This is a genomic window from Sorangium sp. So ce145 (genome assembly GCF_051525985.1).
Classification (GTDB): domain Bacteria; phylum Myxococcota_A; class Polyangia; order Polyangiales; family Polyangiaceae; genus Sorangium; species Sorangium cellulosum_B.
Genome location: NZ_CP150315.1, coordinates 7209302 through 7224302 on the forward strand (window position 1 = coordinate 7209302; position 15001 = coordinate 7224302).

General features: G+C 70.2%; 13 protein-coding genes. 6 read left to right on the forward strand and 7 right to left on the reverse strand.

Annotation, left to right across the window (positions count from 1 at the left end):
• Positions 1 to 122: 122 nt before the first annotated feature.
• The 5 genes from valS to WMF34_RS26515 form a co-directional block, all read right to left on the reverse strand.
• Complete coding sequence (gene valS / locus WMF34_RS26495) at positions 123 to 2828, reverse strand: valine--tRNA ligase (RefSeq protein ID WP_437989517.1); 2706 nt, start codon at positions 2826 to 2828, stop codon at positions 123 to 125.
• Positions 2829 to 3030: 202 nt separating this feature from the next.
• A complete protein-coding gene (locus tag WMF34_RS26500; RefSeq protein WP_012237766.1) occupies positions 3031 to 3765 on the reverse strand; it encodes a ferredoxin--NADP reductase in 735 nt (244 codons plus the stop codon).
• Between the two features lie 213 nt (positions 3766 to 3978).
• Positions 3979 to 4188: a hypothetical protein gene (locus WMF34_RS26505; RefSeq protein ID WP_157906915.1), complete on the reverse strand. Its 210-nt coding sequence runs from the start codon at positions 4186 to 4188 to the stop codon at positions 3979 to 3981.
• 895 nt (positions 4189 to 5083) lie between these two features.
• Entirely contained in the window at positions 5084 to 5791 is a 708-nt protein-coding gene (locus WMF34_RS26510; protein ID WP_437989518.1) for a hypothetical protein, read from the reverse strand.
• Positions 5792 to 5926: 135 nt separating this feature from the next.
• Positions 5927 to 7252: a flavohemoglobin expression-modulating QEGLA motif protein gene (locus WMF34_RS26515; protein ID WP_437989519.1), complete on the reverse strand. Its 1326-nt coding sequence runs from the start codon at positions 7250 to 7252 to the stop codon at positions 5927 to 5929.
• A gap of 163 nt (positions 7253 to 7415) precedes the next feature.
• Between WMF34_RS26515 and WMF34_RS26520 the strand changes: the two genes are divergently transcribed.
• Both WMF34_RS26520 and WMF34_RS26525 read left to right on the forward strand, forming a co-directional pair.
• Positions 7416 to 8885, forward strand: a complete 1470-nt coding sequence (locus WMF34_RS26520; RefSeq protein ID WP_437989520.1) for a serine/threonine protein kinase — start codon at positions 7416 to 7418, stop codon at positions 8883 to 8885.
• A gap of 286 nt (positions 8886 to 9171) precedes the next feature.
• A complete protein-coding gene (locus WMF34_RS26525; RefSeq protein WP_437989521.1) occupies positions 9172 to 9393 on the forward strand; it encodes a hypothetical protein in 222 nt (73 codons plus the stop codon).
• Between the two features lie 12 nt (positions 9394 to 9405).
• Here WMF34_RS26525 and WMF34_RS26530 read toward each other — a convergent pair whose 3' ends face one another.
• Positions 9406 to 11181, reverse strand: coding sequence for a serine/threonine protein kinase (locus WMF34_RS26530; RefSeq protein ID WP_437989522.1), 1776 nt, complete (start codon positions 11179 to 11181; stop codon positions 9406 to 9408).
• A 312-nt stretch (positions 11182 to 11493) separates the two neighbouring features.
• Here WMF34_RS26530 and WMF34_RS26535 point away from each other — a divergent pair, with 312 nt between their 5' ends.
• The 4 genes from WMF34_RS26535 to WMF34_RS26550 all read left to right on the forward strand — a co-directional run bounded on the left by WMF34_RS26535 (position 11494) and on the right by WMF34_RS26550 (position 14285).
• The gene (locus WMF34_RS26535) at positions 11494 to 12444 is read left to right on the forward strand and encodes a sigma-70 family RNA polymerase sigma factor (protein WP_437989523.1); all 951 of its coding nucleotides are present in this window, start codon (positions 11494 to 11496) and stop codon (positions 12442 to 12444) included.
• 165 nt (positions 12445 to 12609) lie between these two features.
• Positions 12610 to 13026 carry a VOC family protein gene (locus WMF34_RS26540; protein WP_012237773.1) on the forward strand — a complete coding sequence of 139 codons (417 nt, stop codon included), beginning with the start codon at positions 12610 to 12612 and terminating at the stop codon, positions 13024 to 13026.
• A 33-nt stretch (positions 13027 to 13059) separates the two neighbouring features.
• Positions 13060 to 13563 carry an SRPBCC family protein gene (locus WMF34_RS26545; RefSeq protein ID WP_012237774.1) on the forward strand — a complete coding sequence of 168 codons (504 nt, stop codon included), beginning with the start codon at positions 13060 to 13062 and terminating at the stop codon, positions 13561 to 13563.
• 521 nt (positions 13564 to 14084) lie between these two features.
• Positions 14085 to 14285, forward strand: coding sequence for a DUF6289 family protein (locus tag WMF34_RS26550; protein ID WP_231864254.1), 201 nt, complete (start codon positions 14085 to 14087; stop codon positions 14283 to 14285).
• Positions 14286 to 14502: 217 nt separating this feature from the next.
• Here WMF34_RS26550 and WMF34_RS26555 read toward each other — a convergent pair whose 3' ends face one another.
• The gene (locus tag WMF34_RS26555) at positions 14503 to 14868 is read right to left on the reverse strand and encodes a DUF4180 domain-containing protein (RefSeq protein ID WP_437989524.1); all 366 of its coding nucleotides are present in this window, start codon (positions 14866 to 14868) and stop codon (positions 14503 to 14505) included.
• Positions 14869 to 15001: the final 133 nt, after the last annotated feature.

A 15001-nucleotide genomic window follows, 5' to 3' on the forward strand; every position in this document is an offset into this window, starting at 1 on the left:
AACGTCCTGTGTCCGGCGCGCGCAGCGCGACGGGCACAGGACGTCTCAGGCGAGTTCAGCCCGTGCGCGCGCCGCGCGGCGTGCTCCCTCCGCAAGGGCCGGGCGACTTCGAACCAGCGCCCCTACTCCGTGGCCGCCGCAGCCTCCCCTGCCCCGGCCGCCGCCGCAGCCGTCACCTCCAGCTCGCAGCGCACCACCTGGACTTCACCATCCGCGAGCTCCGCCCGCTCCACGAGCTCGTGCGCCCCCCCTGCCCGCACCGCCGCGAGCACGTCCCCCAGCGCCGGCTTCAGCCGCGCCAGCGTCGCCGCGTTCGCCCCCAGCGCCAGATCCGTCACCACGCGCCCCACGCTCGCGCCGAGCTCGCTCTTCCGCTTGTTGACCGCCGCCATCGCCGCGGCCGCCAGCTCCAGGAGCCCCGCGTCCGCCGGCGCCGCGACCTCCGCGAAATCCCCCGCCGCGGGCCACTTCGCCCGGTGGATCGACCGCTGCCCCGTCTCCTCCGCGTACACCCAGGCCCAGACCTCGTCGGTGATGTACGGGAGCACCGGCGCGAACAGCCGCAGCAGCACCGAGAGCCCGAGCCGCAGCGCAGCCACCGCCGAGCCCCGCGCCGCCTCGCCAGCGCCGCCCTCGCCGCGCGCCCGCGCCTTGGCCAGCTCCAGGTACGCGTCGGTGAACCAGCGCCAGAAGAAATCCTCCGTCCGCTCGAGCGCCGCCGCGAACTCCTGCGCCTCGAACGAGCGCGTCGCGTCCGCCACCACCGCCGACAGCTTGTGCAAGAACGCCCGATCCAGCTCCTCGGAGATCGGATGGACCTCCGCCGACTGACTGAGCACGTACTTGCCCGCATTCCAGATCTTCGTGACGAGGCGCTTGCCGATCTTCAGCACCTTCTCGTCAAACGCCGTGTCCGTGCCGAGCCGCGCGCTCGCCGACCAGTAGCGGACCGCGTCCGACGAGTAGTTGTCGAGCAGGTGCATCGGCGTCACGACATTGCCCTTGCTCTTCGACATCTTCTTGCGATCGGGGTCGAGGATCCACCCCGAGATCGCGATGTGATGCCACGGCACCGACGCCTCGTGCAGCATCGCCTTCGCGATCGTGTAGAACGCCCACGTCCGGATGATGTCGTGCGCCTGCGGGCGCAGGTCGGCCGGGAACAGCCGCGCGTGGCGCCCCGCGTCGAGCCCCCAGTGCGAGCTGATCTGCGGCGTGAGCGAGCTCGTGAACCACGTGTCGAACACGTCGGACTCCGCCGTGAAGCCGCCCGGCTTGTCCCGCTGAGACGCGTCGTACCCGGGCGGCACGTCGACCGTCGGATCGACCGGGAGCATCTCGCGCGTCGCGAGCAGCGGCCTACCGTGATCCGGGTTGCCCTCGGCGTCGAGCGGGTACCAGACCGGGAACTGCACGCCGAAATACCGCTGGCGGCTGATGCACCAGTCGCCCTGGAGGCCCTCGGTCCAGTTGCGGTACCTGAGGCGCATGAAATCCGGGTGCCACGCGATCTTGTCGCCGAACTCGAGGAGCTTTTCCTTCTTGTCGGCGAGCCGGACGAACCACTGCCGCGTGGGCACGAACTCGAGCGGCTGATCGCCCTTCTCGAAGAACTTCACCGCCCGCTCGATCGGCTTCGGCTCGCCCCGCAGCGCCGGGCCTGCGCCGGGCGCCGCCGCGTGCTCCTCGCGGCGGAGGAGCTCGACGACGGCCGCGCGCGCCTGCTTCACCCCCTTGCCCTGGAGCGGGGCATACGCGGCGTTCGCGGCGGCCGGATCGCGGCTCTGAAAGTCGCCCTCCCCGAACGTCACCGGGAGGAGTCGGCCGTTCTTGCCGAGCATCTGCCGGAGCGGGAGCTTCTGCTCCCGCCACCAGATCACGTCCGTCGCGTCGCCGAAGGTGCAGACCATCAGGATGCCCGTGCCCTTCTCGCGATCCACGAGCGTGCTCGGGAAGATGGGCACCGGCGCGCGGAAGATCGGCGTGAGCGCCGTCTTGCCGAAGAGGTGCTGATACCGCGGATCCTCGGGGTGCGCCGTCACGCCCACGCACGCCGCCAGCAGCTCCGGGCGCGTCGTGGCGATGACGAGCTGCTCGCCCGTGCCCTCCACGGCGAACGCGATGTCGTGGAACGCGCCGGACTGCGGGCGATCCTCGACCTCCGCCTGGGCGACCGCAGTCTGGAAATCGACGTCCCACATCGTGGGCGCGAAGACCGAGTAGAGGTGGCCCTTCTCGTGCAGATCCAGGAACGACAGCTGCGCCGTCCTGCGGCAGTGATCATCGATGGTGGCATACTCGTACTGCCAGTCGACCGAGAGGCCCACCCGGCGGAAGAGCGCCTTGAAGACCTGCTCGTCCTCGCGCGTGACCTTGTGGCAGAGCTCGATGAAGTTCGGCCGCGACACGATGCGCGGCTGCTCCTTCTTGAGCGCCTCCGGAGCCGCCTGCGGCAGCGAGAGGCCGCGCTCGTACGGCGTGCGCACGTCCGTGCGGACGTGGAAATAGTTCTGCACGCGCCGCTCGGTGGGCAGGCCGTTGTCGTCCCAGCCCATGGGGTAGAAGATGTTGAAGCCGAGCATCCGGCGCTGCCGGACGATGACGTCCGTGTGCGTGTAGCTGAAGACGTGGCCGATGTGCAGCGAGCCCGAGGCGGTCGGCGGAGGCGTGTCGACCACGAAGGTCTCCTCGCGGGGGCGCGAGGGGTCGTAACGGTACGTCCCGTCGGCCTCCCACGCGTCGGCCAGGCGCTGCTCGGCGACGGGCGAGTCGAAATGCTTCGGGAGCGTCGCTGGATCGATGGTGCGGAACGTCTTCTTGGTCGTCACGTGATCACCTGCAGAACTGACCCCGCAGGTACCGCCCGCGGGGGCGCGCATCCTACGTCGTACCCAGGGTAACGCTCAAGGCGCGCCGCGTCACCGGAGGGCGATCGGCGCTCGCGTCCGCTCGAGATCGGCGGCTCCGTCCTGGAGAGGCCGGCGGCTCCGTCGCGGCGCTCCACATGGACGTGGCCGCCGGGACGGTGGCTCAGTCGTAGCGCTCGACGTGGACGTGCTTGCGGGGGACGCCGAGCTCGCCGCGGGCGAGCTCGCGCACGAGCGAGACCATCCGATCGAGGCCGCAGATGAAGACGTGCGGGGCCGGATCCCCGCTCGCCCCGGCCAGCTCCCGGTAGAGCTCGGGCACGTGCGCCTGCACGTAGCCGCGGCGGCCCGACCAGGACGGGCCGCCGCGCGAGAGCGTGATCTCGTAGCGGATCCGGTCCGAACCGCGCGCGAGCGCCTCGAGCTCGTCGCGGTAGATGATGTCCTCCTCGAAGCGCGCGCCGAACAGGATCCACAGGTGCGCGGCCGCCCCGGCGCGCAGCGACGCGCGCAGCATGCTCCGGAGCGGCGTGACGCCGGTGCCGGTGGCGACGAACAGCGAGGGCGCAGGGCTCCCGGGATCGCGCGTGAAGAGCCCGTGCGGGCCGACGGCGCGGAGCGTCGCGCCGGGCTCCAGCCGGTGCAGGTACTCCGAGCCGGCCCCGCCCTCCACGCGGGTGACCGCCAGATCGAAGCGAGGCGAGCCGTCGGGGGCAGAGGCGATCGAGTAGGCGCGCTTCACCTCACCGCCCGGGAGCGGGAGGACGAGGTTGACCCATTGCCCGGCCTCGAACAGGAACGCCTTGCCGTCAGCGCGCTCGAACGAGAGCTCTCGCACGAAGGGGCTGAGAGGCCGGACGGCGACGAGGCGGGCTTCGAACGGTTCGGCTTGGATCATGATCGGGCCTCTGCGCGGCCACAGGCTGCTGGGCCGCGCGGGTGGCGAGGTCTTACCGCAGCCCTCGCCCTGGCCCAATCACGATCGGAGCCGCCATGGCGCAGCCGGACGGCGTGGAGTCGCGGAAGTCTAGGCCTTCCGGCTCCACGCCGCCGGCGCGCACGGCCGGACCGCCGCCGTCCGCGGCGCTCCGGCGCCGGAGCGGCAGCGGATCTACCGCTGCACGCCCATGCGGCGGCGCTGCGGGATGTTCAGCGCCGGCCGGGAGCGATCCTGGTTCGGGAGCTTGCTCGGCGGGCGGGGCTCCCGGTGCGCGGGCTTCGGCGCGGGGACCTGCCCCGTCTGCGGCGGGCGCCGCTCGGGCGTCTTGGCCGAGCCGAGCTCCAATGCGCGCTCGGGGAGATGGGCGGGTCGCTCGGTCATGGAATCCTCCATTCGATCACTCATCACCACGGCAGAAAGAGCACCAAGGCTGAACGAACCCTTCGAAAAACCAGCTCTCATACACCCTCCATTCATCGTACGACCCCGGATTGCAGGCACACCGATGCCGCGACGGACGCTGGCTCCGGACGCCGCCCAAGGGCCGCTCGACTGGCGCTCTCGCGCGATGGACGCACCTCCACGCATCGCCGGGGCAGGGCGGTCCGCCTCACCACACGCCCCCTGGCAAGGCGCCTCAGCGCCTCGCCGTCAGGAGAGATGGCGAGTCGGCCCGCCGCGCCACGAACCATCCGGCTCGGTGCTTCGCGCGAGCGGCCAGCGAGCGAGGGGCTGCGCCCGCGAGGTCAGCGACCTCCAGCGCATCGGACTCGTTCGCATTTCGGCCACGCTCCGTCCCCACGAGCACACGACCCACGCCCGCGCGAAAAGGCTACGGGCGGCCGTCGTGGCTGCTCACGCGCGGCAGCCGAGGGGCGCCGTGCCTACCTGGGCAACAGGCGCTCAGCCCTCGGGGCCGCGTGACGGAGCGGTGGTATCAGAGAAAAGTGTGCATAATTGACGCGGGCGACGCGTCGACAGCAACGCTAGCACCCGAGCCAGAGATCGCCCAGCACTTTCTGGCGGTGGGGTGCTTCGGCCGAGAATGGGGTCTTTTGAACCGCCCAAAGACGTCAATTTTTGCGTTTTCTTGGCGTCTTTTGGCGTCTTGGCGGTCATTCCGGCAGGGCGGGGGGATTCCCCCACCACGCACGTTCTGTGTCCATGGAGGAGCGCTGTCCTCACAGAGCGCTCCTCTCCTCATCAAACGTCTGCTTCTCCCCCGCTCCACGAGCGGCAGGAGCTCGCGCGGGCGCGCTGGGCGCCGGGCCGCCGCTCAGAACGCGATGCGCAGCCCCACGCCGAGGGGAACCGCTCCAGGCGATGGGGCGACGGCGCCCGGGCCGACGAGGAGGCGCGCAGCGGCCAGCCCGCGCAGTTCGAGCCCATTCCGCAGCACCCGCTTCTTGCCGATCACGTAGAGCGGCAGGCCGACGCCAACGGCGGCCGCGCCCCCGGCCGCCGTCGCCACGGCCACCGTGTACGTGTCACGGTGCTTCGTGGCGGCCTCGTCGTGTTTCGCGGTGATCAGCACGGCGCCGGTCACGAGGGCGGCTGCTCCGAGGCCCGCGAGGACGATCCCCGAGACCATCATGACCGTGCTGTTCCGCTCGGTCGTTCGCTCCATGAAGTTGCGGAGCTCTCTCTTCGTCGCCTCGAGCTCCAGCTCGATCTGGCGCCCTCGGGCGTCTCGCACGTCCTCGGCTTCGACAAAATCGTGGACGGCGTCCGCCTCGTACTTGAGCGCCTCGATCCTCGCCTCGTACGCAGCGACCGTCGCCTCCCACATGGCCTGCGGCGGGAGCTCCTCCACGGCCGGTGCGGCAGGGGGCGCCGAGGGCGCGAGCTGCGGGGGCGGCGCGCGGTCCGCGCCCTCCGCCGGCGCCTGCGCGGCCGCGCTCGACGCGAGCACCGCGCCGGCAAGGGCGAGCGCCCACGCGACGAGGCGGCGGCGCACCGCGGCCGCGGAAGAAGTGGAGGACACGCGCGCCGGGGGCGCGGAGGGATGCACGAAACGGGAATGGACTCGTCCCATCAGCGAGCGGCATACCTCAACCGTGGCGCAGGGAACATCCGCCGCGTTCCGCTCGTCCGGTTTGCGCCCGCGAGCGCGGCGCGCTCACCTCTCCCGCGGCCGGCCGCGGCGCTTGCTCCCCTCCCCGTCCCCGACCGGCCGCGCCTCGGCGGCCACGCGGAGCAGCTCCTGGAAGTGCCGCTCCACCGGGCCGAGGTCGATGCCATCCATGAACGAGGTGAACGCGAAGTAGGGCAGCAGCGTCTGCCAGGCGCGCAGCCAGCCCGGCAGGTAGCGCGGCCGCTCCAGCACGCCGGCCGCGCGCAGCTCCGCCAGCACGGCGATGTCGTCGAGCGCGATCCGGCCGCAGACGAGCAGCTCGACCTCGTCGCGCAGGCCGCCGCGCAGGACCGCGGCCAGGAAGGCATAGACCTCGAGCAGGCCGGCCAGGTAACAGGCGTCCTTCGTGAAGGGCGCGCCGCCCTCGACGAGCCCGCCGCGGCAGACGCGCTGGGCGTCGAAATAGGCGTCGCGGCGCCCGGCGCCGCGCTCGCGCAGGTACCGGTAGAGATCGAGGAAGCTCGCGCCCTGCTCGGCCATGTCCACGAGCCGCACCCGCTCGGCGAGCCGGGTGAGGCGGCCGATGGAGAGCGAGCGGCTGTACAGCTCCGCGAAGATGGCGAGCCCTTCCTGCGTGCGCGTGGTGCGGGGGCCGCCCGACCGCAGGAACGCGCACCGCGGCTGCGCCGCGCCGTTGTGCGCGGTGAGCGCGTGCGTCTCCACCTCGTGGTGCCACAGCCCCTCGGCCTCCCACGACGCGAACGTGGCCTCCGGGCGGACGCGGACGCGGCTCATGCCCGCCACCACCTTGGCCGTGATCCGCGGGTCGAGCACGATCTCGATGTCGAGCGGCGGCGTGCGCGCGGCGGTGCGGGCGGCGAGCAGATCCCGGAGCGCGCCGGCGTCGAGCGGCTCCTCGTCGGGATCGCTGGCCTCGTCCCAGCCGTGGACGCGCAGGCGCGCGGTGAGGTGCTCGGCGAGGTCGATGTTGCGGACCTCGCCGCCGAAGAACCGCGAGCGCGCGCCGCCGTAGAGCGCCCGCGAGCGCTCGGCGAACTCGCGGGTCCCCGCGGCCTCGAGCAGCTCCGCGGCCTGGATCTGCGCGCGGACGTTGTCCCGCAGCCAGTCGAGCGCGGGCGCGTCGCCGTCGATCGATCCGAGCAGCTCGCGCAGCTCGGCGACGCGCCGCGCGAGCCCGTCGCGATCCACGCGGTGCTCGACCTCGGGGAGGCGATCCTCGCCGGCGGCGAAGAAGCGCTCCTCGACCTCGCGAGGCCAGGCGATGTCCTCGAGCAGCCGGAGCGCCTTGCCCTCGGAGAGGCGGGCGCCGACACGATCGAGCTGCTCCAGCACGGCGCGGTCGATGCTCATGGCCCCATGCTCGCGCGAACCGCGGGGCGCGGGAAGCGGCCGGCGCGGGCGCTTGCGGCTCGCCAGCGCCCGCGGGCTCTGCTGAGATCGCCCGTGCGCAGTGGCCACCCCGAGCAGGTTGTTCAGCTCCTCGCATCCGGGATACATTGGAGCCTGAACCTCGATGAATGATGATCCCCAGCTAGCACACTGTACAGCGCGAATCGGGACGGTCCTCCGGGGCAAATGGCGCATCGATTCGCTGATCGGCGTCGGCGGGATGGCTGCGGTTTACGAGGCGACACACAGGATCGGCCGGCGCTGCGCGATCAAAATTCTCCATCCGGAGATCGCGGTCTCGAAGGAGCTTCGAGCCAGGTTCGAGCAAGAGGCGCTCGCGGTGAACCAGCTCGGCCACCCCGCGGCCGTCAATGTCCTCGACATCGATACGAGCGAAGATGGCTCGCCGTTCCTGGTGATGGAGTTGCTCGACGGTGATTCGCTCGGCAAGCGCGCCCGCGGCTCCGGCGGCGTCGAGGAGCGCGAGCTGCTCCGCATTGTCTCGACCGTGCTCGAAGTGCTCGATGTCGCGCACGGGCTCGGCATCGTCCATCGAGACATCAAGCCTGACAATCTGTTTCTGACCTCTTCAGGCGGCGTCAAAGTCCTCGACTTCGGGATCGCTCGGATGAAACAGGGCGGCTCCAATGTTCATACACGCACCGGCGCGGTGCTCGGGACTACACCTTACATGTCGCCCGAACAGATCACTGGTGGCCAGATCGATGGGCGGGCCGACGTCTTCGCGGTCGGCGCGACGATGTTTCGAATCCTGACAAAACGCCATGTGCACGAGGGCTCCACGGAGAGCGAGCTCCTCATCAAAATGGCGACGCAGCCTGCGCCGGCCCTGCGCACCGTTGCCCCCTCTGTCAGCCCAGAGGTCTGCGCCATCGTCGATCGCGCGCTCGCCTTCGATCCATCGCGCCGCTATCCGACGGCCCACGCCATGCGCGAAGACATCGAGCGAGTTCTGGGCGCCAATGCTACCCCTCACGCGCCAGCCCCAGTGTCGATCCGAGCCGACGTGTCGTCTCCAATCAGCGTCGATGGCCCGACGATGGTTGCTCCTGCTCCCGGCCGAGCGATGCAGGCACCGATGGCCGCATCCGTGCCGCATCAATCTGCTGCAACCAGCCCACGAGCGAGCTCGAACTCGCCATTCTTGATAATCGCAGTGATTGGCTCGTTTGCTGTCGCCGTTTGCCTCGCCGCTGTCTTCCTCGTTGTTCGTTCGCGAGCCCCTGCCGAAGACGCTCGTGAGAGCGCGAACGATGAGGCATCGCAAGAGGACAAGGCGAGCCGCAGCTCTCCCACGATGGCGACATCTTCCAATACCAGCACGCCACCCACGCCATCCTCGCCATCCTCGACCGCTGGGCCCCCATCGACGCCCCGGCCCGCCCCCAATGGCAAGTATCGCCTCCTCATCAAAGACGGGAAATATCCATTTTGCGTCACGTCGAAATTGAGACACGCCTATCCAGTACGCACGGATGACGAGGGCGTCAAAGTGTGCAGCGGCACCCCCGATGGGCCCATTCCGATTGACGGCCTCAAAGCCTACCACCCCCGCGAGCTTCAATGGCAATAGCTCTGTGAGGAGCGGCGGCCTCGTCTTGTACCGTGCCGGCATGCCGAAGAGCACGCCGCCGCCCGACTCTTCGATCGCCCGCCCTCGAGTGCGTGTATAGTCCTCGGCATGCCAGGGACAATCCCGCCCAAGGGGCGCTCGAGCATCGACGACGTCACGGTGCCGATGCTCGGGAAACAACGCGACGCATCCGTCGTCGAGCTCACAAGCTCGGCGCTGGTGGAAGAAATCGAGACTGCGGCGCGGCCCGCGGCGAGCAGGTGCACCTCGGCAAGCAGCTACGAATGTGATCGCGGCCATCGACGGGGCCATTGCGGCGATGGAGGGCGCGCCGAGGCAGATCGAGCCGACCGTTGCGATGCACCCCGGTGCTCCGGGGCGCCAGGCGAGCGCGACATCGCTCGCGTCCAGGTGGACCTCGCCGGCGATGCGGCCGTGGCTCATTGCGTCCATCGTCGTATCGCTCTTGCTCAGCGTCGTGCTCCTGATCGCCATCCTGCTCAGCTGACAGAGACTCAAATCAGTCGGGGCATGGGGCCCCGCACGCGATGACGTTGCCAGGACAGGCTTCTATCTGCCCGAGACACGTGCCGATGACGCAATCGGAGCCAGGCGTGCAGTACACCAGGCATGGAGCGCTCGTCATGCAATTGACCGAGCAATCGCCTTCGCACCAGATCTTGTGCATCCCCGATCCGACGCAGTTGACCAGCGCGTCTCGGCGCGCCCCGATGTCGCAGACGGTCCCGTCCTGACAGGCAATCTGGCACGGTTCATCGCACACGTGATCGCAGTCGTTTGTCAGCATACAGCTCGTCCGCTGCGACGCGCCGCGCCCTTCCTCGGGGCCGCGGCTCGATGAGCCAGGGAGGTGAGCTCTCGTCTCGCCCTTCTTCTCGGGGCCGGGATCCGGAGCCTTCGCCAGCAGGCGATCGGCCGCCGGGCCGCCGGGGACCTTGGCGGGCGGTGAGGCCGCCGGTCGCTGCGCGCCGGTCGCCCCCGGCGATCTCGCGTCGGGCTCGGCGTTCACCGCACGGAGAACCACGGCGGCGAGCACGCCTGCGGCGAGCAGCGGGAACGCCAGCACGGCCCATCGCAGCCGCCGTCCACGTGCCGTGGTCGCCCTCCACTGCGTCGCCTGGGTGAACGCCGATGCCGCCGGTGAGGGGGCACGAGCCGGAGCGACGGCCGATCCGCCGCCCGGGGAGCCCTGCGCGCTCGACGTATTCGGGGCGCCGGCGATGGAGACATCGCGGATGACGCTCCCCATGCCGCCCGCCGGCGGCGGGGCGGGATGCAGGCCACCGGCGCCCGAGGCGCGCACCGAGACGGCCGAGGAAGGGGCGAGCCCCTGGGGCATCCACACCGTCGTGGCGGTGCTGAGCGGATCCGCCGCGGGGGCGGGGAGCCCGGCCGCGCCGAACCGCAGAGCAAAAGCGGGCGGCTGACCGGCCAGGACCGCGCGCACGTCCTGCTGCATGACCGTCGCGCTCGGGTAGCGCTCGCCTCGATCGAACGCGAGCGCGCGATCGACGACGGCACACACCCACTGCGGGGTCTCCGGAGCGACGCTCGCGAGCGGCGGCGCGGGCAGCGTGGCCATCTTGACGACCAGATCGGTGTCAGAGCTCGCGTCATGGATGCGCCGCTTCGTGATCAGACGAAACATCGTCGCTCCGACCGCGAACAGGTCGGCACGCGCATCGATCTCGTCGCCTCTGACTTGCTCCGGTGGCATGTAGGCGACCGTGCCGAGCGTCGTTCCAGTGCGCGTCCGAACGTAGTCGGCCGCGGCCTGCCTGACACGGGCGACGCCGAAGTCGAGCACTTTCAGGCGCCCGTCGCGGAGGCGGAACAGGTTGTCTGGCTTGATGTCGCGGTGGATGATGCCGTGCGCGTGGGCAGCCGCGAGCACGTCCAGCAGCCCGTCCACCATGGCCAGCAGCTCGGCCATGTCCATCCTGCCCAGGCGCCTGGCGTACGAGGCGAGCGACTCACCATCGAGCAGCTCCATGACGAGGAACGGGCAGCCGTCCGCTGTCGTGTCGATATCGCGTATTTCCACCGCGCCGGGATGAACGAATCGATTGACGGCTTGCGCTTCCTGATCGAACCGCGCGCGCAGCTCGGGCATGCGCGCGATCTCGGGGTGGAGGATCTTGATGGCATCTCGCCGCCCGATCCTGTGCGCGCCGACGTAGACCGCGGCCATGCCGCCCGAGCCCAAAAGCCGCTCGATCGTCCACTTCCCGCACAACACCGTGCCGACTCTGCGCTGCAGTTCCTGGTCGTCCATATCCGGGTTCAGGTTTGCCAACCAACTGTTAACTCAACCAACTGAACGGAGTCCTCGCGGCGCCCCAGCGCCGCCCTGACCGCCGCCCATCCTAGCCGATTGGCCGTGGCGCCATGACCGGGCGACGTCGACGTGACCGCGCGACGCTCGGCGCGCCGTCCCGGGTGTGCCGCCGGTCGGGCGCGGCCGCGGGCCGACCAGGCCGACAAAAGTGCCCGAGTCGAGACGAGCGCCCTGCCCTCGCCGCGCCGGCCGCGCGGCGAGGGCGCGTGACCGTGGATCCGCGCGAAAACCGATGGTACCGTCGCCGCGATGTCAGGGAGCGTGGACCAGCTCGAGGAACACCGCGCGGCGCTCACCGGGCACTGCTACAGGATGCTCGGCTCCGTGGTCGACGCCGACGACGCCGTCCAGGAGACCATGGTGCGCGCCTGGCGGAGCCTCGACAAGTTCGACGGGCGGTCATCGCTGCGCACCTGGCTGTACCGCATCGCGACGAACGTCTGCCTCGACGCGCGGGCCGATCGCGCGCGCCGGGCGCGCCCGCTCGAGGAAGGCCCTGTCGGCACCGTGGACGACGAGCTCCAGACGCGCCCGCGCACGCACTGGCTGGAGCCCGTCCCCGACGCGCACGCCCTCCCGGCGGACATCGACGCCGCGGAGCGGGTGGTGCTCCGCCAGAGCATCCGCCTCGCGTTCGTCGCGGCGCTCCAGCACCTGCCGCCGAAGCAGCGCGCCGCGCTCCTGCTCACCGAGGTGCTCGGGTGGTCCGCCGCGGAGGTCGCCGACAGCCTCAGCACCTCGGTCGCCGCGATCAACAGCGCGCTCCAGCGCGCGCGGGCGACGCTCGCGAGCCGCGATCTCGACGACGTGCGCGCCACGCTGCCGGAGCCGCAGTCCACCTTGCTCGACCGCTACGTCACCGCCTTCGAGCAGTACGACGTGGACCGGCTCGCGGCGCTGCTGCACGAGGACGCGACCCTGTCGATGCCGCCTTTCACCCTCTGGCTCCGCGGCCCCGACGCCATCCGCGCGTGGCTGCTGGGCCGGGGCGCGGGCTGCCGCGGGTCGCGGCTCGTGCCGACGGCCGCCTGCGGCTCGCCGGCGTTCGCCCAGTACCGCCCGGCGCCGGAGGGCGGCCACCGGGCCTGGGCGCTCATCGTGCTCGATCTCGCGGGGGACCGGATCGCCAGCATGACGTCCTTCCTCGACACCGAGACGATCTTCCCGCGGTTCGGCCTGCCGCTCGAGCTCCCCGCGTAGCCCTCGCGCCCGGCCGGATCGGGGCGGCGATCTTTTTTTCCGGTCGACCGATGAGTCCCTGCGCAGGCGGGGGTCTATGGGGGTGAACTCCGGCACGACGGCCCTCACGGCCGCGATCGTGGCCGGCATCACCCGGCGTCCATGCTCGAACAGGAGAAGAGGACCATGACAACGAACAGCGCGCGCAAGATCTTCGTCAACCTGGCCGTCAGCGACCTGAAGCGGTCGATGGAGTTCTTCGCGAAGCTCGGCTTCGAGTTCAACCCACAGTTCACGGACAACAACGCCGCCTGCATGATCGTCAGCCAGGAAGCCTTCGTGATGCTCCTCACGGAGCCGTTCTTCAAGGGCTTCACGAAGAGGGAGATCTGCAACACGCGCACGCACACGGAGGGGATGTTCGCGCTCTCGTGCAGCAGCCGGGCCGAGGTCGACGAGATCGTGAAGAAGGCGATCGCGGCGGGCGGGTCGCACGCCATGGATCCGCAGGATCACGGCTTCATGTACGGCTGGAGCTTCTACGACATCGATGGTCACCACTGGGAGGTCGTCTGGATGGCCCCCGAGGCGATCCAGTCGTAGCCGGCGCCTCGACGAAGGAGAAGGAGGAGAGCCATGGTCGAGAGCCAAACAGCGAACAGCGATAGCTTCCAGGTCACGACGCCGTCGGCGGACGAGGTCCGCATGACGCGCCTGTTCGACGCGCCGAGGCACCTCGTGTTCGAGGCGATGACGAGGCCCGAGCACATCAAGCGGTGGTGGGGCTGTCTCGGCGAGGGCTACTCGGTGCCCGTCTGCGAGATGGACCTCCGGCCGGGCGGCAAGTGGCGCTTCGTGAACCGCCACCCGGGCGGCGAGGCCGCCTTCCACGGCGAGAACCAGGAGATCACGCCGCCGAGCCGGCTCGTGTTCACCGAGATCTTCGAGCAGTTCCCGGACACCGTCTCGGTGGTGACGGCGACCTACACGGAAGAGGGCACAAAGACGCGGCTCACGGCCACCGTGCGTTATCCGTCGACGGAGGTGCGCGACATGGTCCTCGCGTCCGGGATGCCCAAGGGCGCGGGCATCAGCTACGACCGCCTCGAAGCGCTGGTCGCGCAGCTCCAGCAGCGATGAGCCGACCGGCCGGCGGCGAGCGGGCGCGGCCCGCGCCCGGCGGGCGACCTCGTGGCCATCGATGCCCGGCAAGCCGATCCATGTCCCGGCGCAGGCTTCGACGATCCGAGGATCGGGCGGTAGGCGTCGTTGTAAACCTGGATGAGCTCCCGACCCCACCAGAGGAACATGACGACCCGCTCGATGCGTACCGCGTCGATACGCCGGCCTAGCCCCGTCGGGGCGACTGAATTTCCTTGACACCGCGATCACTCCACCGGCCACAGGGCAGGATGCCTCTTTTGCCTTCGTGAACCGCGCTCACGAGCTCGCCACCTCCCACGCTGAATGAAACTTTGCAGAGCTCCGCAAAGGCCACTCCGGCCGGAGCGCTTGCTCGAGCCGAGCAAGCGGTCTAAGCTGCCTCACATAGCTTCGGAGGCCCAAACAGGCCCCCCATTGCAAGAGGAGCGCCCATGCGTCGTCTCAGCCCTGCTGCACGCGTTCGTTACTTCTTCGCTGCCCTGACGGCAGGCGCAGCGATGTTGGGCACCACTGCCCTGTTGGTCCCCTCGAGCGAGGCGGCGCCGGGAGGGAACTGCACCTATTACAGCGACGAGAGCTACACCACCGTCGTCGGCCAGTACGGCCGCGATTGCTGCAACAACCGGATCGCGTGGGGCATCACGACGCAGCACTACGAGTGCGGCGGGTGCTTCACCTGCACCCCGCCTCCTCGCTGAGGGGAGCGCGCCGGTGACGGGCGGCCGGCGCGATGGCGAGCGCCGGCCACGATCGTTCAGCTTGCGAGAGGAACTGAACAGGGAGGCGGGGAGACGGGGAGATTGGTTGGATTTTTCTCCCCGTCTCCAGGTGATCCCGCGTGGTGAGCGAGCTCGAGGTCTGCCTGCGCCGGAGGCGGCGACGGCGCAAGAGGCGCTGTCGGCCAGACCGCCACGGCTACGCCCCGCGGAGCCACTCGACGGCGGCGTTGCGCGTCTCGAACACGCAGAAATGCTGGCCGCCGCGCTCCTCGGCCACCACCTCCCCGAACCGGCTGCTGAAATCAGCCGCCCCCGGAGGGCACACCACCGCGAGCCGGATCCGGTAGTTTCTTAGCTTCTGCAGGATCTCCCCGGCCTCCCCCGAGCTGAGGTCGAAGAAGGCCGCCGTCAGGTTCGCCGGATAGAGGAGCGCACACAGCACGCCGTCCGAGAAACAGGCCTCGATCACGCGGTCGACATCGCGAACGCTCGACATGAGCCCGTGGTCCGGCGGCCCTTCCACGAACTGCACACCCCCCTCGTCGACCACCGTCAGATCCATGGCATCCCTCCGACACGGCCTCTGCGCCGCGGGCTCGGCGGAGCGCTCCGCTCGACCCGCGACCAGGATAATCCCGGCGCACGGCCGCTGTACAGGCGTCGCGCGGCGAGCAGGAGGAGGGGCCAGGCTCGCG